This is a genomic window from Photorhabdus khanii NC19, from assembly GCF_000517265.1.
In the GTDB taxonomy this organism is placed as follows: Bacteria; Pseudomonadota; Gammaproteobacteria; order Enterobacterales; family Enterobacteriaceae; genus Photorhabdus; species Photorhabdus khanii.
Genome location: NZ_AYSJ01000015.1, coordinates 434096 through 451811 on the forward strand (window position 1 = coordinate 434096; position 17716 = coordinate 451811).

The 17716-nt window shown below is 43.4% G+C and carries 14 protein-coding genes and 2 pseudogenes; 12 read left to right on the top strand and 4 right to left on the bottom strand.

The features are described 5' to 3' along the window. Window positions 1–61: 61 nt before the first annotated feature. From PTE_RS20685 to PTE_RS20695, 4 genes are all read left to right on the top strand, one after another. Complete coding sequence (locus tag PTE_RS20685) at window positions 62–571, top strand: RHS repeat protein (protein ID WP_036850089.1); 510 nt, start codon at window positions 62–64, stop codon at window positions 569–571. Window positions 572–891: 320 nt separating this feature from the next. Continuing rightward, a complete protein-coding gene (locus tag PTE_RS26720; protein WP_245219076.1) occupies window positions 892–1299 on the top strand; it encodes an RHS domain-containing protein in 408 nt (135 codons plus the stop codon). Further along, window positions 1284–1733, top strand: a complete 450-nt coding sequence (locus tag PTE_RS20690) for an RHS repeat-associated core domain-containing protein (RefSeq protein ID WP_245219078.1) — start codon at window positions 1284–1286, stop codon at window positions 1731–1733. The genes PTE_RS26720 and PTE_RS20690 overlap by 16 nt, the downstream gene beginning before the upstream one ends. A 17-nt stretch (window positions 1734–1750) precedes the next feature. Beyond that, window positions 1751–2365 carry a hypothetical protein gene (locus PTE_RS20695; protein ID WP_051477493.1) on the top strand — a complete coding sequence of 205 codons (615 nt, stop codon included), beginning with the start codon at window positions 1751–1753 and terminating at the stop codon, window positions 2363–2365. 1331 nt (window positions 2366–3696) lie between these two features. On the opposite strand, the gene PTE_RS20700 is transcribed toward PTE_RS20695, so the two are convergent. The 3 genes from PTE_RS20700 to PTE_RS20710 form a co-directional block, all read right to left on the bottom strand. Further along, window positions 3697–4101 carry a type II toxin-antitoxin system YafO family toxin gene (locus PTE_RS20700; protein ID WP_036850091.1) on the bottom strand — a complete coding sequence of 135 codons (405 nt, stop codon included), beginning with the start codon at window positions 4099–4101 and terminating at the stop codon, window positions 3697–3699. Between the two features lie 161 nt (window positions 4102–4262). Then, complete coding sequence (locus PTE_RS20705) at window positions 4263–4577, bottom strand: antitoxin (protein WP_036850093.1); 315 nt, start codon at window positions 4575–4577, stop codon at window positions 4263–4265. 600 nt (window positions 4578–5177) lie between these two features. Beyond that, the gene (locus PTE_RS20710) at window positions 5178–7478 is read right to left on the bottom strand and encodes a TonB-dependent hemoglobin/transferrin/lactoferrin family receptor (protein ID WP_110742965.1); all 2301 of its coding nucleotides are present in this window, start codon (window positions 7476–7478) and stop codon (window positions 5178–5180) included. Window positions 7479–7675: 197 nt separating this feature from the next. Here PTE_RS20710 and PTE_RS20715 point away from each other — a divergent pair. Continuing rightward, window positions 7676–7834 (top strand): annotated as a pseudogene (locus tag PTE_RS20715) (DNA polymerase IV); the annotation flags it as partial. Between the two features lie 37 nt (window positions 7835–7871). On the opposite strand, the gene pepD reads toward PTE_RS20715, so the two are convergent. Continuing rightward, window positions 7872–9332, bottom strand: a complete 1461-nt coding sequence (gene pepD, locus PTE_RS20720) for a beta-Ala-His dipeptidase (RefSeq protein ID WP_036850098.1) — start codon at window positions 9330–9332, stop codon at window positions 7872–7874. A 256-nt stretch (window positions 9333–9588) separates the two neighbouring features. Here pepD and gpt point away from each other — a divergent pair, with 256 nt between their 5' ends. From gpt to lplT, 7 genes and pseudogenes are all read left to right on the top strand, one after another. Continuing rightward, window positions 9589–10050 carry a xanthine phosphoribosyltransferase gene (gene gpt / locus PTE_RS20725; RefSeq protein WP_036850100.1) on the top strand — a complete coding sequence of 154 codons (462 nt, stop codon included), beginning with the start codon at window positions 9589–9591 and terminating at the stop codon, window positions 10048–10050. 14 nt (window positions 10051–10064) lie between these two features. Beyond that, window positions 10065–11312, top strand: a complete 1248-nt coding sequence (gene frsA / locus PTE_RS20730) for an esterase FrsA (RefSeq protein ID WP_036850102.1) — start codon at window positions 10065–10067, stop codon at window positions 11310–11312. Window positions 11313–11444: 132 nt separating this feature from the next. Then, the gene (gene proB / locus PTE_RS20735) at window positions 11445–12548 is read left to right on the top strand and encodes a glutamate 5-kinase (protein WP_036850306.1); all 1104 of its coding nucleotides are present in this window, start codon (window positions 11445–11447) and stop codon (window positions 12546–12548) included. Between the two features lie 9 nt (window positions 12549–12557). After that, window positions 12558–13811: a glutamate-5-semialdehyde dehydrogenase gene (gene proA / locus PTE_RS20740; RefSeq protein WP_036850104.1), complete on the top strand. Its 1254-nt coding sequence runs from the start codon at window positions 12558–12560 to the stop codon at window positions 13809–13811. A gap of 174 nt (window positions 13812–13985) precedes the next feature. Further along, on the top strand, window positions 13986–14510 hold the full coding sequence (gene aroL, locus PTE_RS20745; RefSeq protein ID WP_036850106.1) for a shikimate kinase AroL: 525 nt from the start codon (window positions 13986–13988) through the stop codon (window positions 14508–14510). A gap of 87 nt (window positions 14511–14597) precedes the next feature. Continuing rightward, window positions 14598–16487: pseudogene (gene aas, locus PTE_RS20750) on the top strand (bifunctional acyl-ACP--phospholipid O-acyltransferase/long-chain-fatty-acid--ACP ligase); the annotation flags it as partial. Between the two features lie 65 nt (window positions 16488–16552). Further along, window positions 16553–17707 carry a lysophospholipid transporter LplT gene (lplT, locus tag PTE_RS20755; protein ID WP_110742969.1) on the top strand — a complete coding sequence of 385 codons (1155 nt, stop codon included), beginning with the start codon at window positions 16553–16555 and terminating at the stop codon, window positions 17705–17707. The last annotated feature ends 9 nt before the right edge of the window (window positions 17708–17716 follow it).

Here is a 17716-nt window from a genome sequence, read left to right on the forward strand (position 1 = left end):
GAAACCGAACGACAATGGTAATCTATCTCCCAATAGATCCCCACAGTCGTGCGTTTTCGCTATGAGCGCTCTGGCGCGCGTCATTTGTGATCAGAATGGTACTGACCGTTTCCAGTTCAGCTATGCTGAACTGGATAACCTGAGCGCCCTCACGCTGCCGCATGGCGGCACCTTAAGCTGGCTCTACTACGGCTCTGGTCATTTGAGTGCGATCCGGCATGAACAGACACTCCTCAGTGAATTTGAGCGCGACAGGCTGCATCGTGAAACCTTTCGCACGCAGGGCAAACTGTTCCAGCTGCGCGATTATGATCCGCTGGGGCGCTGTACCCGCCAGTATAGCCTGCCGCTGAAACAGGCCGATGCCGAGCCCCTGCCCTATCTCAGAGAGGTCAATCCGTGGCGGGCCTGGGTCTACGGCCCGCAGGACGAATTGCTGATGATGGAAGATCATTACCGGGGCATGGTTGACTATCTTTATGACTTTGAAAGTCGCCTGAAAAAAGTGATGCATCAGGTCAGCGATTATGATGATATGTTGGGGTATGTCCGGGCGGATAACTTTCTGTAGCATCAGCAGTTGATATTGGAACGGGAGGCGGAAGAACAGGGGATCCCTAAAGCGGTGACGCTGCAGGGCGCCCGCCTGAGCTACTGGCGGAAATGGCGCTATGAGCATGACCCGCACGNNAATATTACCCGCCGGGAGTGTCGGTGGTACGAAACCCAGGATTACCNCTATGATGGCGACAACCTCCTGATGGTGGCGAAAATNGNCAACACAACGGCACGTTATCACTATGATGCCTTTGGGAGGGGTATCCGCAAAGGGGTGAAGATCGGGATGATGGNCTGGCGCGTTATGAACAACNNGATTTNNTCNGGCNTGGCATGGGCCTGTTGCAGGAGCGTGATGGGAAAAGCGGCGAAACGCAGACCTACTGCTGTGAATCCCATGACAGCTACACCCCGCTGGCCAGCATCGTCACGAGGGGAGCCAGGCACAATGACTTTTGGTACCACACCGATATCAACGGTGTCCCGCTGGAAGTCACGGTCGAGGACGGGAAAATTTCGTGGGCGGGAAAATATCGCATTTTTGGTGAACTGGATGGTCCGCCGCTGGCTTACTTCACCGATCCGGCCCGGTCATCAACAAGCTGTGATTTCAGGCAAAACCTGCGCTATGCGGGCCAAAATTTTGACAACGAGACCGGGCTGCATTTTAATACATTCAGGTATTATGCCCCGGAAATGGCCGCTAGCCGCCTGAGCCCATTGGCTTGGCAGGTGGATTAAACCTCTATCAGTACGCACCAAACCCCCTGACATGGATCGACCCATTAGGTTGGGCGGGCAATCCTAAAACGGCAACGCATATCACCTATCAGGGCATTGATGCCGAAACCGGCAAACCGTATGTGGGCTATGCCAGTAAGCAGGGACAACAGGCAGCCCAAGAGGTATTGAAATATCGATATGGTAATGATTTTGGTCGCTTTGGTGATACACCTCCAGATGTTTTATATGATGGTTACGGGCAGTCAGGCAAAGATACTGCACGCGGACTAGAACAGAGGCGTTTTGAACAGCTGGATGGGCTGGAAGGTACTGCCAATAAGCAGAATCCAGTTGGTCAGAAGAATGCTCGACGAAAAGAGTACCTGAAAGCAGCAGATAATCATTTAAATAAAACATCTAAATACAACGGCAAAGGAGGCAGCCGTTGCTGACGGCTTGTGTTGACTAAATGGTGAAACGAATTGTCTGGAAGTCGGGTGATTTGATTAACATTAAGTTGCGGGATAACCTGTATACCATAGGGCAAATGCTAACCAGTCCGGCAATGCGATTTTACAATACCCATAACATGGATGGCATATGGAGAAATGTTGATTTAAATGATACTACTCCTTTATTTTGTGTGTTTGTTGGTAATACCATTAATAAGTATCTGGTACAAGGAAAAATAAAGGATAAGTCCGTTATCCCAAGTAATGAGCCTTATGAACCATATTGGATAAAGCCTTATAGTTCTATGGATGTAGGGAGTTATCTTGGAAAAAAAGGCGACTTTTTATTTATGGGCGGAAAATTAATTGATCTTGGTCCAGATGGTAATATAAGTGTTACCCAAGCCCCTATTCTTAAAGAAGATCTTTCGTTACCAGAAGATCGGGAACTCATTGAAAAATGCGAGCTGACCAATATGTGGGGACCTGAATCGCTAAGAGAACGTCTGTGCCGCTATTTTGATACCGGAATTAACCGTGATGACCTGAAATTCGAGGTGTTTCCGGGACTGTGGGATGACAGGGAGCAATTAAGGCCCTTAACCAGTCGTTTACCAGTACCGCTACGATAATATAAAAGCCGGAAGATCTCCGCGATCTTCCGGCTTGATTGATGATCTATCGGGGTGAATACCCACGGTAAGCCAGCGCCGACTAGAGCTTATCAATGGCATCCTTAATCTGCCAGGCTTCTTCTTCATTCACCACACAGGCGTGTATTTCCGTTCAGTTCAGGCGCTTGACCCGTTGCGCCAATGCTTCAGCGTGGGTCAACGGAAGTAACAAAAACATGAGATTATATTAAAACATTTAGCAGAGTTAACCGCATAGCACAAAAATAACAATAGCGTTTAGCTGGATTAAAAAAATAGACTTTTATTTTAATACCATTAGTATACCTATTATCCCCTTTAGTTTTAAACCTAAAAATCAAATAAAGGAAAAAGGAAAAAGGAAAAACGATAAAATCCGAGTATTAATTTAATGAAAATGGGAAAATTTAAATACAAGGTAGGAAACGGAAAAACTATTAGATTTACAAAAATATCTCAATGAAAACCATTCATTAAATGAATTTTTAATTAAAAAATAATAAAACTATCGGAATAAAAATCATTTTACTCGATATCACCATTTTAAAAGGGTTTATTTTATCTTTTTACCTGCATTTCCCTTTAACGGCCTATTCACATCCATATTTAATTCATTTATCGGCAATGCTATCCTCTGGTTATTTTTACCTAACCTCCCATAACCATTTAAAAGCACAAAAACAGAGATATTAAAGCTTTTATATAAAAGACGGATTTAACTATAAGTGCAGTTTTTTAAAAAGACGTTAATCAAATTTAATCGAAATCCATTAACCATTAACATAAAATTGAAAAGGAATCAGCGAAAAAAATAATGTTATCTGAAAAAACATAAATGGGTATCTTTATACTGTCAAGCTATTTACTGGTTGATTTATGAAGATAAAAGAAAGGAGGGTAACTTATGAAAACTGTTCAAAATTGCCAATAAAACAGCGTTAACAAAGATAAAAAGCAAGTATAATTAACGTTGATTAAACGTGAAACACAATATGCCATGATGATTAAACTTAATATAAAATAGGTGTTGAGAGTAGTAAAAACAACGATTAAAACCTTATTATACCAATTAAAATTAGAGGTTAAAAAATGGCTTTTAATAACAATTTAAAAGCTGCTCATCATAAAAATATTAGTGAAAAAGGATGAATGATAATATAGAATAGGTTAATCAGATAATATATTTGAAAATTAACTGATTTAAATAATGTTTTCAATCAGTGAATAAACTTTTTCATAAACCAATTAAACCAATTAAACCATCAATCATGAAAAATCGGAATAACAAATGTTCACTTATTACTGTCAGACTAGTATTTTTCCCGAAAGCCTTCGGCGATTTTTTCCAGCTCGTTCATTAAATGGATATCCCTGTCCGTTTCAGCTACATCATTGGGCTTGTTGTGATCCCAGTGTTTGATAATCGCGATTAACAGATAGGTGTTGGTGTCGAAAAAACCAAGGCAATAAACCAAAACATAACCACTGGTTCGTTTAAATTGCACCAGTTTGAGTGGAAATCCTTTGTCTTTGAAATGCAGGTGCTGCAATTCAAGGTAAGATCGATTATGCGTAAACCGGTAGGGAACGTCTCGACCAAAGGTAACGGGTAAGCCTTTTCCCTCTTTATAGGCCCGAAAGTCATCAACCAGCGCCTTGGTTTTCTGTTCGCCTAAAGCCTCTTTCAAAACACGGTGTGTGAATATTCTTATCACCGCAGAGTTTCCTTTTAATTACTTAGTGACTTTTCCGTTATTTTCTTTATTTCATTTTCACTAAGGTGAAAATGATCTGCTGGAGATGAAGGGCGCTGTTCATCACCAGCAGATCACTAAAGATTGGTCGTGTCTTTTCTTCGGAGAGATAGGTCTATATCTTACGACCATTCTTCGTCGTCCCCGGCCATCCCCTCTTTGATTTTTGCAGCCATCTTAGTGGCTATTTTATTCATATTTAGCCCTTCTCCGGTGAAATTGGCTGGGATGCTTTTCAACTCCGTATTTCCCCGTTGTGCATATTCACAAAATGCGCTCATCTCCTCAAAAAGTGCAGTAGGAACGGCGTAAAACTGGATCTGATTGTTAGATGAAACAGCAATAGCATCCCCCTGGGCTTCTGCTAGTGCTGCACTGGGATTGGATTTAAACTTACTGATAGCTGTTGTGTAGCCACACATGACTTTCTGCAACATGGTAAACCTCCGTTCAGAAAAATTATAAAATATACTAAATATAGGGCTAAATATAGCTCTATATTTAATCTGAAACCAGTATCTTGTAGACCGTTTATCGGCCTATCTTTAGCTGTTTGGCAATCTTTGAGGTTTCCATAGACAAAGAGTTTCAAGAAACCGACTTTAATAATGTTTTCAACCGGGGAATAAACTTTTTCATAAACCGATTAAATCATTAAAAATAGGGGTAACAAAATCCGCAAGCAAATGATTTAAATGAATATTAACCAGGTTATTTGCGACATTATTATGTTGCATTTATTATGCAAAACCAACACCTTCAATACGCGGGTTTAAATTTTTTTACATTGATTTAATCATTCCAATAACGTTGTTTTTCTACGGTTTTATTTAAACGTTTAAATGCCCGTTTAACCTTTCTGGCTGATTAATCTGCCAGACTTTTACCATCGTTGATGCAATAAAGTATTATTAAAGCATTAGAGAAAACTAATCAGCCGATAACACACTATCTAAAGTTTCCGATGACGCGAAATTTTAAATGGGTGGGTCAGCAGCCTGAGTTCCCTCAAAAAGAGGGAACTATCAGTTGGGAAATCAGAACTTCTGGGAGATACTGAATTTAATGTTACGCCCAACCCCGGAAACAGATTCACTGAGATATGGGGAATAATCATGATTAAACAGGTTATTTACTGTTACACGGGCTTCAAGACCTTGCTGGAAATCAGGTTGCCAACTGGTGAATAAACCGTGCAGAACGTAACCTTGGCTTTTGGGTATTGACCAGAGTACCGCCATTGGGTCTCCATCTTTAGGCGATCTGTCTTGCTTACGGACAAAATCGCCGGTCCAGCCCATTGCCATCTGCCATTGAGGGATTTTTACGCCTAACATGGCGCGGGCAGAGGTGGGGGGAATTTCCGCAATCCAGGTTTTATTACCCCAAGGATCGCGTGGTGAAGCATCTCTCTGACCACGGATAGTTGAGTAAGAAAGTTTTCCAAACAGGTAATCGCTGTCGTAGAAAGTCTCGATTTCCAGCCCCTGAATGGTGTATCCCGGTAAATTACGGTAGTTGGATAAAGGCTTTCCGCAATCCGGTGATTTACACACGACTCCACGACGGACAAATATTTCATCCTTGCCTCTGTTACGGAATAAAGTCGTACGGATTTGCAAACTATCTTGGTCTGCCAGCAGGTTATTGAAATTCAGAATCGCACCGAAGCGTAAACCCGTCACTCTTTCTACATCTAAATTACGGCTGGTGGCCGTGACACTCGCTTGTGCATATTGCATTTCATACTGTTCATCCACGAGTGGCGCACGCCATGTCCGGCTGACATCCGAAAATAGTGACAGGTTTTGCGTTGCTTTCCACATGATACCGAAATGAGGAGACCAACCGGTATAGGTGACGCTGCTGTAATCATGGCCTACATTTGGTGAGCTATCATTGTAGATTGCAGCGATATTTGGCTTGCCGGTATTGGTGATATGGTCATAGCGAATACCGGGTGTCACAGTAAGGTTGCCGATAATCATTTCATCCTGCAAATAGAAACTACGCGTTTTTTGCTCTCCTGAGGGCATATAGGTCGGCTGAAAATAGCCATAATTATAGTCAGGTCTTTTGTCCTTGCTTTTATCATGTATAAGGGTATTACGTTGATTTTTATGCCAACGAGCTCCAATGAGTAATGTGTGTTCTATTGGCCCGGTTATAAAAGCACTTTTATTATTTAAATCTGCTAAGTTATCCACATAGTCGATCCAGCTTTCATTTCCCAATGAACCAAGAAAACCGCTGTGGGCTTTTTCAGAGCGTTTATCATGCTGTTCTGTTTTCGAATAGGCATAGGTTGCTGTCAGGTTAAGTAATGGATTGTCTTCCGGTGCGATATTCCACTTGGCGGTGTAGTTTTGATCCGTTTGATCACGATAAACCAACTTACGGCGCCAGGCTTCATTCCAACCATATTTTTCAACGTCGGATTCTGACGGAACGACTATTTCATCGCGTTTTGCTGCCCATGGCTGCCAACCAGCAGAATCAGAACGCATAGCAGAAAGTGTCAATGTGTGAGTATCATTCAGGTAAAAATTAGTTTTCAGTAAATAGGATGCCTGATCACTTTTAGAGAAAGCAAAACGAGTGCCATCTGGCCGCTTAATGTTGCCGCCATCCCGTTTACTCATATATAACAAGCCGTCAGCAAAGCCTTCTTTTGTCCGGCCATAGATTGCGCTGCTATAAATATTTTGCCGGTCATTGGTGTGATAGCTGTATTTCAGTAACCCACCAAAATCTTCTCCTGGCTGTAATAGATCATTTGCATCTTTAGTGATAATTTTAACTGTTCCGCCAAATCCGCCATTACCATCAAGCAGGTTATGCGGGCCTTTGTCGATATCTATCTGTTTGATTAATTCCGGCTCAATAAAGATAGATCCCTGGAAATATTTTTCAAAGCCTTTTGGTGCATCATCCAGTGTGATTTTTATGTCTTCTGTATCACCCATTCCCCAGATGTTCAGGGTTTGACCTCCTGGGCGGGGCGAGCCTGACATAGAAACGCCAGGGAGTTGATTGAGTAACTCGGCGATATTGTCTGCCTGGGTACGCTCAATATCCGATTTTCTTAATACAGAACTTCCAGCGTTGACGCTATTGTTTAATTCTCCAATAACGGAAAGCGTGGGAAATGCAATCACTTTCTCTGGCTTTTCTAATTTCTCTGCTGCTTTTTGTGTTTTATTCTCCTGTGCTGCCAGATAACCGGGCAGGCCGGTACTAAGAACAATCATGCCTGATAAAGCGTAACAAACAGTGCGATTAATTTGCTGTGTTGTTACTGGTACGGATGCTTTTTGTTGTTTCCCGTGATTTTTCATTGCCATAACTACCTTTGGAATGTAATTAAATAAAAGAACCTGCTTAAACAGGTCACTTGACGAAGGGAATCGGACAGAAAAAAGTTAATAACGGGATTAACTTTTTTTTCTGATTGATCTTAATAATGAATAACTGTATGTTTATACAGCTTATGATGATTGGTCAAAGCAAAATGCGAAAGATTATTCATGTGGATCAGGAATATATCCATCCATTACTGGATAAACCGGATTTACTCCAATTGGCTCAGAAAACATGGGTATCCCGACGGGAAGGGCGCGGAGTTCGTTTAGTGGGCCTGCATGTGACTTTGCTGGACCCACAAATGGATCGGCAACTTTTGCTTGAATGGTAATTTCCCCTGCGACTACATCGGAGCAGGGGAGATTTGATTAAGACTTTTCAGGAATAGCTTTCAAGACTGCGGTCAGTAGTTGCCAATATTGCCCAACACTTTTGATGTGAACCTGTTCGTCAGGGGAGTGAGCACCCGTGATAGTTGGCCCGATAGAGACCATATCCATATCAGGATAAGGTTTCTTAAACAGGCCACATTCCAACCCTGCGTGAATCACCATAATATTGGGTGTTTTATCGAACAGCTGTTGATAAGTTTCACGTACCAGGTGCATAACCGGAGAATTTGCATCCGGCTGCCAGCCTGGATAATCGCCTTTAGCGGAAATTTCAGCGCTTGACAGTTTTGCCAGGGAAGCGAGCATACCTATAATATAGGATTTGCCGCTGTCGATAAGCGAACGGATCAGACAAATAATATTGACTTTATCCTGTTCCATCGCCACAACGCCCACGTTGAGAGAAGTTTCTACTACGCCTTTGATGATGTCACTCATACGGATAACACCGTTGGGTGTACTGTTCAGCAATGAGATAAAACGGTTCTGGCAATCATCCGTCAGTGCTTGAAGATCGGTTTCAACCTCTTCCAACAATACAGTCAGATTTTTCTCGACCATGTCATATTCATTTTTCAAGATCCCCAGGTATTTATCTTTCAGTTGAGTCAGCTGCGCTGTTTTATCGGTGGGGACGGCAACAATAACATGACCTTCACGTGGAATGGCATTACGCAGCGTACCGCCCTGGAATTCAAGCAGTTTTAGCGCCAGTTCCTCAGTATGGGCAGCCAGGAATCGTGCCAGTAATTTGTTGGCATTACCCAGCCCTAAATGAATATCACAACCTGAATGCCCGCCTTTCAGACCTTTGATGGTGAGTTTTAGTGTTTTGTAGTGAGACGGAACCGCTTCACGGGTAAGTGCTAATGTTGTGGTGAAATCGATACCTCCGGCACAACCCATGTAGATTTCGCCTTCTTCTTCTGAATCGGTATTGATTAAAATATCAGCTTGCAGCCAGCCCGGTTGCAGGCCAAAAGCACCATCCATTCCGGTTTCTTCCGTCATGGTCAGTAAAACTTCCAGAGGGCCATGTTTTACATTGTCATCAGCCAGCACCGCCAATGCTGATGCCAGGCCAATACCATTATCTGCACCCAATGTTGTACCCTGTGTAGTAACCCATTCACCATCGATATAAGGGCGGATAGGATCTTTTGTGAAGTCATGTTCTGTATCGTTGTTTTTCTGTGGCACCATATCAAGGTGAGCTTGCAGCACAACCGCTTTACGATTTTCCAGCCCTTTACTGGCTGGCTTTCTGAGCAGAATATTGCCAACTTGATCGCGTTCAACGTGCAAGCCTTTTTCCTGCGCCCATTGAACAATGTGGGTCGCCAGCGCTTCTTCATGATAAGAAGGGTGAGGAATAGAGCAGATTTTAGCAAAGATGTCCCACAGAGGCTGAGGGGATAATTGTGATAGTTCTGACACGACGAATCTCCTGTGACTGCATCTCAATAAGATGGAAATACTACTCTCTACCAGAGACATAGGTTTTATTATTACAAGCGATTAACACTTTGATGCTATTGAGTTCAGAATACCACTTTCTTTTGGTAAGGATAATGTGATTCATCGATTCCCTGTTTCCGCTGGTTTTTGCTGACCTAAATCAATATAATCTCGCGCAACTTTTTCTGTGAAAACTCTTTTCTGAAATATTCTTAAGTTGCCGGGATCCATTCTTATGAGCGAAAAATATGTCGTAACCTGGGATATGTTGCAAATACATGCCCGTAAATTGGCGCAACGTTTACTCCCTGTCGAACAGTGGAAAGGCATTATTGCTGTCAGTCGGGGTGGTCTTGTCCCTGGCGCTCTCCTGGCGCGTGAATTGGGTATCCGTCATGTAGATACTGTCTGTATTTCCAGCTATGACCATAATAATCAACGCGATCTGCAAGTGCTGAAAAAAGCAGAAGGTGATGGTGAAGGTTTCATCGTTGTCGATGATCTGGTTGATACCGGGGGCACCGCTCAGGTTATCCGTGATATGTATCCGAAAGCGCATTTTGTGACTATTTTTGCCAAACCGGCGGGTCGTCCTCTTGTTGATGATTATGTTGTTGATATTCCGCAAGATACTTGGATCGAGCAACCTTGGGATATGAGCGTAGTATTCATTCCGCCAATTTGTGAAAGCAAATAAAATCAGCATTTGTTATGGCAAATCAAAATCTTTCAGAATCACTTTTTAAGCCAAGACAAAAGCATCAGGAAACTTCTACGCTGGTAAAGCACCGCCATCCCCGGCTGATTGTCGGTAATTACAATACGTTGGATGGTAATAGTTATGGGCGCTGGTATCGTATGATTAACCGGCTGATGTGGATTTGGCGGGGAATTGATCCTTTTGAGATAGAAGAAGTCTTGTGCCGGATTGCCATGACAAACGCTCAACGCAGTGATGATAATTTACTGGATACGGTAGTTGGGTACCGTAAAGGTAATTGGATTTTTGAGTGGTCACATCAGGCGATGCTGTGGCAACAGAGAGCGTTACAGACAGAACAGACCGCTGAAGCCGGGAGTTTCTGGTTGAAAGCGGCCAATTTGTATAGCATCGCCGGTTATCCTCATCTCAAAGGTGATGATCTGTCTCAGCAGGCCGTTGTTTTGGCAAATAAAGCCTATGAAAATGCGGCCCGGTGCTCTGACTATCAGTTGAGGAAGATAGAGTTCAAACTGAAAGAGGGCGGTTGTGTAACTGGCTTTCTACATTTGCCTCAACGACCACAAGGACCCTCTCCAACTATTCTGGTGTGTGGTAGCTTAGATAATTTGCAAAGTGATTATTATCAGTTATTCCGTGATTATCTGGCGCCTTTGGGATTTGCCATGCTGACTGTGGATATGCCTTCAGTGGGTTACTGCTCACGTCTGCGATTGACACAGGATACTTGTACTCTTCATCAACAAATAATCCATCAACTGGATGACATCCCTTGGATTGACCATACACGGGTTGGCGTTTTGGGTTTCCGTTTTGGTGCTAATATTGCTGTCCGCCTGGCATATTTGGAATCTAAGCGTATCAAATGTATTGCGACTTTTGGCGCTATTGTCCATGAGTGGCTCAATAGCGCTGAACGCCAGCAAAATGCTCCTGTGATGTATCTGGATATGTTTGCCAGCCGGATGGGTATTTATAACGTGGATGAAAATGCGTTTCGCCTCGAACTTGGTTGTTATTCCCTTAAAAAACAAGGCCTGTTAGGCCGACGTTGTTCCGTTCCTATGCTAGCTGGTTACTGGCAGAATGATATTTTCAGCCCGAAGGAAGAATCAAAGCTGATAGCAATGTCATCAATGGACAGTAAATTATTGACTATTCCGGCAACACCTGTTTACAGCAGCTTCAATAAGGCATTACAGGAAACCAGTCAGTGGTTGAAAAATAAAATGGGTTAGTTGAGATTGAGGGCATAAGTTTATTTTGAACTCACCTTTTTTCAATTTATCGTTATGCCTGTTGGCATAACGCTTCTCTCCTGCTAAAACTGAACGCTGTTTTTTCAAATTAAATATAACGGCAAAAATATGATGAATGGTAGCCAAACATTGGTTGTGAAGCTGGGGACAAGTGTATTGACCGGCGGCTCTCGTCGTCTGAACCGGGCTCATATTGTCGAGCTGGTACGCCAATGTGCTCAACAACATGAAAAAGGCCACCGTATTATTATTGTAACTTCCGGTGCTATTGCGGCTGGCCGGGAACATCTGGGATATCCGGATTTACCTGCAACTATTGCTTCTAAGCAATTGCTGGCGGCAGTAGGTCAAAGCCGGTTGATTCAGCTGTGGGAACAGTTTTTTTCTATTTACGGTATTCATGTTGGTCAAATGTTACTGACCCGTGCGGATTTAGAAGATCGGGAGCGTTTTTTAAATGCCAGAGATACCTTAAATGCCCTGCTTGATAATCGCATTGTTCCGATAATCAATGAGAATGATGCGGTTGCAACCGCAGAAATTAAAGTGGGTGATAATGATAATTTATCTGCACTGGCGGCAATTCTGGGGGGAGCAGATAAACTGTTATTATTGACTGATATTGAAGGGCTATATACCGCTGATCCGCGTAGCAATACGAATGCAGAACTTATTCCGGAAGTTCATGACATCAGCGACGAATTACGTATGGTTGCAGGTGATAGCGTTTCTGGTTTAGGGACGGGGGGAATGGCGACTAAGCTTCAGGCCGCGGGTATTGCAGGCCGGGCCGGTATTGATGTCATTATTGCTGCCGGTAACAAACCTGATGTTATCGCGGATGTTGTTGAAGGTAATTCGGTGGGGACTCGCTTTCATGGGTTGGAAAGCCCGATGGAAAATCGCAAGCGTTGGATTTTTGGTGCCCCTCCTGCCGGTGAAATTATTGTTGATCACGGTGCTGAAACAGCAATCTGTGAAAAAGGCAGCTCTTTGTTGCCGAAAGGGATTAAAAATATTAAAGGTGATTTCTCCCGTGGAGAAGTTATCTGTATTCGTAGCCTGTCTGGTAAGGATTTGGCGCACGGCGTTTGCCGTTATAACAGTGATGCTCTGCGTTTGATTGCAGGCCACCATTCACAGCAGATAAACCAAATTCTCGGTTATGAATATGGCGCTGTTGCAGTTCATCGTGACGACATGATTGTGAGTTAAGGATTCATAATGTTAGAACAAATGGGAAAGGCCGCCAGAGAAGCCTCATGGCAACTGGCACAGCTCAGTACGAAACAGAAAAATCAGGCATTAATCCACATTGCAGATTTGTTGGAGCAGAAAAGTACAATTATTCTCGACGCTAATCAGCTTGATATGGCTCAGGCTCGTGAACAGGGAATGAGTGAAGCGTTGCTGGATCGTCTGTTACTGACACCAGAACGTTTGGCAGCGATAGCTAACGATGTTCGCCAAGTATGCCGTTTAACTGACCCGGTAGGGCAGCTCATTGATGGCGGTCTGCTTGATAATGGTTTGAAGTTAGAACGCCGCCGTGTACCGCTTGGGGTGGTTGGGGTGATTTATGAAGCCCGTCCTAATGTCACTATTGATGTTGCGTCTCTGTGTTTGAAAACAGGTAATGCCGTTATTTTGCGTGGTGGTAAAGAAACTCATAACACCAATCAGGCAACAGTGAAAGTCATTCAGCAGGCACTCGAGCAGAGTGGGTTGCCTGCCGCAGCAGTGCAGGCGATAGATAAACCCGATCGTGAATTGGTTACTCAGCTACTGAAAATGGACCGTTACGTGGATATGCTGATTCCACGCGGTGGCGCTGGGTTGCATAAGCTGTGTCGCGAGCAGTCAACCATTCCGGTTATTACCGGTGGTATCGGTGTCTGCCATACTTTTGTCGATGAAAGTGCTGATTTCGATAAGGCATTGACTATTATCACTAACGCTAAGGTTCAACGCCCAAGTGCTTGTAATGCTTTGGAAACGTTGCTGGTACATCAGAAGATCGCGGCAGATTTTCTGCCTGTACTGAGCCGGAATATGGCAGGGCAAGGTGTTACCCTTCACGCGAGTAAGTCAGCAATGGAATTTTTGCGGGAAGGCCCGGCAAAAGTCGTGGATGTGGCAGAAGCAGATTACAGCGATGAGTGGTTATCTCTGGATATGAATGTGGAAATTGTCAGTGATATTGACCGGGCAATTAGCCATATCCGTACATACGGCACATCCCATTCTGATGCGATTCTGACTCAATCTTTGCATAATGCTGACTATTTTGTTTGTCAGGCAGATTCTGCGGCGGTTTATGTGAATGCCAGCACGCGTTTTACTGATGGTGGACAGTTTGGTTTGGGGGCGGAGGTTGCCGTCAGTACTCAGAAACTGCATTCCCGTGGTCCAATGGGATTAGATGCGCTGACGACGTATAAGTGGGTTGGTTATGGAGATAATTTAATCCGTAAATAATCTGTTTATTGTTACCCCAAAAGTGTGTCTGATTAATTGATATATCGGTAGGATCATGCTTTGGGGTAGCTTTTTCCATATAGATTAACTTTTGATTTTACGTTGATGTAAAGTTCTGGTTACTATAGGTGTTAATATATTTTTAATGATGAAATTTACCAAGGATATCAGGCAATGAACCCAATATTGTTTATTGTAGGTGCGCGTGGGGCAGGAAAAACGACGGTTGGAAAGCGATTAGCCAATGAGTTATCGTATACATTTATTGACACCGATCATCATATCCAACAAATCAGTAATATGACCATTGCAGATATTGTTAACCAGCAAGGGTGGCAACAGTTTCGACAATTGGAAAGTAAGGTTTTACAACAAGTTAGTCAAAGTAACCGGGTTATTTCCACCGGCGGTGGGATTATTCTTTCCGCTGAAAATCGCCAATATATGCGACAAAATGGTACGGTGATTTATCTTCAGGCGTCCGCTGACATCTTGGCTGAACGATTAATGCAGCAGCCGGAAAGTACTCAACGCCCCAGTTTAACTGGAAAATCTATTGTTGAAGAAATGGAAGAAGTCCTTACCGCCAGGGAAAATCTCTATTGTGAGTGTGCAGATCATATTATTAATGCGCAACTTTCACCGGAAAAAATTATAGCTTGTGTGAAAGAAATGATTCTTCCTAGAAGAATATCTTGACGCTATTTTTTTAAAAATAAGAATATTACGATATCGAATGATAAATAGCATCTTCTGTTTATTTTTCAAATGGGTTGAGATACGAATATGTTGTTTAAATTTCTAAAGTTTGTTTTTCGTTTAATGTTCCGTTTGACGATAGAAGGAGATATTAAACAATTTACCCATCCTAAATGCCTTATCACACCTAATCATGTCTCTTTTCTTGATGGTGTTTTGCTAACACTGTTCTTGCCTGTCAAGCCGGTATTTGCTGTTTACTCTAACATTGCAAACCGGGGTTTTATGAAATGGGTAAGGCGCTATGTTGAAATAGTTCCTTTGGATCCCATAAATCCAATGGCCGTCAGGGGACTGCTCAAAGAAATAGAGAAAGGGAGGCCGATAGTTGTCTTCCCTGAAGGACGAATTACTGTTACTGGTTCTTTAATGAAAATCTACGATGGAGCGGCTTTTATTGCCGCTGTATCGGGAGCAATGGTGGTGCCTGTCCGCATTGAGGGGTTGGAGCAAACGATATTTAGCCGATTAAAAGGTATCTTCAAGCTTCATCTTTTTCCGAAGGTGACAATAAAAATCCTGCCTGCCACACAATTACCCATGCCGGATGTACCTAATTCGGAGCAGCGACGCCGTTTGGCGGGAGAACATTTGCATGAAATCATGATGAGTGCACGAATGGCGACTCGCCCGCAAGAAACAATATTTGAATCTTTACTGGTGGCGCAAAAGCGATTTGGCCGCTTTAAGCCCTGTATTGAAGATGCTTCTTTTAAAGAGGACAGTTATAACAGCCTGCTTAAAAAAATACTGGGTATCAGCCGTATTTTGCAGCGCTTGACTTGCCAGGGTGAACGGGTTGGTTTTCTTTTACCAAATACCACTATTGTGGCGGCTATGATATTTGGGGCATCTTTACGAGGAAGAGTACCCGCTCTACTAAACTATACTGTGGACAGTAATGGGCTGAAGAATGCAGTAACCGCCGCCAGTATCAAAACGATTGTGACTTCCCGGCAGTTTCTGAAAAAAGAGCAGTTAACTCATCTATCTGAACAGGTTGTTCAGGTTAACTGGGTTTATCTTGAGGATTTGGAAGGCACAGCGACTTTTCGAGATAAATTATGGGTCTTGTGGCACCTCGTTTTCCCGAAACAAGCGATGGTGGCACAGAAACCAGATGATGATGCTTTAGTGTTATTTACATCCGGTTTAGAAGGTGTACCAAAAGGTGTAGTTCATAGCCACGCTAGTTTGTTAGCAAATGTGGAACAGATAAAAACTATCACTGATTTCAATCCACTTGACCGTTTTATGTCTTCTGTACCACTGTTTCATGCATTTGGACTGACTGTTGGCCTATTTACCCCGTTGTTGACCGGGAGCCGGGTATTCCTTTACCCAAATCCACTGCACTATCGAGTGGTGCCAGAATTGGTATATGAACGTAACTGCACCGTATTATTGGGCACATCCACTTTCCTGGAGGATTATGCCTATTCTGCCCATCCCTATGATTTTGCACGTCTTCGCTGTGTGATGGCGGGTGTTGAAAAGCTCGCTGAGAACACTAAACGTGTTTGGCAAGATAAATTCGGGATCCGCATTCTGGAAGGGTATGGAATGACAGAATGTGCGCCTGTCGTTGCATTTAATGTGCCAATGATGGCTAAAGTCGGTACTGTTGGGCGAGTTTTACCGGCAATGGAATACCGTTTGATTCCCGTAGCAGATATTAAGGAGGGGGGACGTTTACAACTGCGTGGCTTGAATGTTATGAAAGGGTATCTGAGAGTTGAAGAGCCAAATCATTTAGAACGACCATCGGCAGAAGATGAACATGGGAATGTCCAGTTTGGTTGGTACGATACCGGAGATATTGTTTCAATTGATGAACAGGGATTCTGCACTGTTCTCGGTCGGGTGAAACATTTTGCTCAACTGTCAGGCGAAAGCGTGTCACTGAAAATAGCGGAAGCTGAATAGGAATAACTATCGTGAATGTATCTTCTGGTGTTGCTCAGCCGCTATTAACCCGTGGCATGAAAGCAGTATTGGTATCACAATTTTTTTCTGCTTTTGCGGACAATGCTCTGCTGTTTGCGATTCTGGCACAGTTGAAAGCCCAGTTTTATCCTGACTGGAGTCAGCCAATATTGCAGATAGTGTTTGTCCTTGCGTATATCCTGTTGGCGCCTTTTGTGGGACGAATCGCAGATCACTTTCCGAAAGGTCGTGTGATGCTGTTTGCCAATAGCTTCAAGCTATTGGGCGCGCTTATTGTCTGTCTGGGTTATGATCCATTTTTGGGCTATGCTTTGGTTGGGATTGGTGCAGCATCGTATTCACCAGCTAAATACGGAATCTTGGTTGAATTGACAGATGGTGATCGCTTGGTAAAAGCGAATGGTTTGATGGAAGCTTCAACGATAGCTGCTATTCTCACCGGTTCTGTGGCTGGTGGTTTTTTGTCTGATTGGAACTTGACCGTCGCATTGTTTGCTTGTGCACTGACATACGGTATTGCTGCCATTATTAATTTCTTTATTCCTCGATTGTCGGTGTCCCATCACGGTAGGGGCTGGAATCTGAAAAAGATACTGACGGACTTTACTTCAGCTTGTTGTATTCTTTGGCATAACAAAGAAGCACGATTTTCTTTGGTTGGAACCAGTCTATTTTGGGGGGCGGGGATAACGCTGAGATTTCTGTTGGTTTTATGGGTGCCTGTTGTTTTGGGAATTGTTGATAACAGCACGCCAACAGTACTCAATGTGATGGTTGCTATCGGGATTATTATCGGTGCAGGTGTTGCTGCGCGTTTTATCACATTGAAAACAGTCCGCCGTTGTATGCCAGCCGGTATTTTAATTGGTGTGATGGTGGTGATTTTTGCTGTTCAGCAGAGTATCTGGGCTTCTCACGTCATACTTATTATTCTTGGCATTTTTGGTGGCCTGTTTGTCGTTCCATTGAATGCCTTATTGCAGGAAAGCGGCAGGCAAACGGTTGGGGCCGGTAATGCAATCGCAGTGCAGAATTTGGGTGAGAATACCGCCATGTTACTGATGCTTGGCCTATATTCACTGGTCATTAAAATAGGTATTCCGGTTGTTACGGCAGGGATAGGTTTTGGCGTGTTGTTTGCGCTGACAATCACTGGTTTGTGGATTTGGAATCAGCTTCAGAAAAATTGATCTTTTACC

Bases quoted from the DNA above. Each gene is read 5' to 3' on its own strand.
- PTE_RS20685 (WP_036850089.1), top strand. From the start codon at position 62: ATGAGCGCTCTGGCGCGCGTCATTTGTGATCAGAATGGTACTGACCGT.
- PTE_RS26720 (WP_245219076.1), top strand. From the start codon at position 892: ATGGGCCTGTTGCAGGAGCGTGATGGGAAAAGCGGCGAAACGCAGACC.
- PTE_RS20695 (WP_051477493.1), top strand. From the start codon at position 1,751: ATGGTGAAACGAATTGTCTGGAAGTCGGGTGATTTGATTAACATTAAG.
- PTE_RS20705 (WP_036850093.1), bottom strand. From the start codon at position 4,577: ATGTTGCAGAAAGTCATGTGTGGCTACACAACAGCTATCAGTAAGTTT.
- PTE_RS20710 (WP_110742965.1), bottom strand. From the start codon at position 7,478: ATGAAAAATCACGGGAAACAACAAAAAGCATCCGTACCAGTAACAACA.
- gpt (WP_036850100.1), top strand. From the start codon at position 9,589: ATGAGCGAAAAATATGTCGTAACCTGGGATATGTTGCAAATACATGCC.
- frsA (WP_036850102.1), top strand. From the start codon at position 10,065: ATGGCAAATCAAAATCTTTCAGAATCACTTTTTAAGCCAAGACAAAAG.
- proB (WP_036850306.1), top strand. From the start codon at position 11,445: ATGAATGGTAGCCAAACATTGGTTGTGAAGCTGGGGACAAGTGTATTG.
- proA (WP_036850104.1), top strand. From the start codon at position 12,558: ATGTTAGAACAAATGGGAAAGGCCGCCAGAGAAGCCTCATGGCAACTG.
- aroL (WP_036850106.1), top strand. From the start codon at position 13,986: ATGAACCCAATATTGTTTATTGTAGGTGCGCGTGGGGCAGGAAAAACG.
- lplT (WP_110742969.1), top strand. From the start codon at position 16,553: ATGAAAGCAGTATTGGTATCACAATTTTTTTCTGCTTTTGCGGACAAT.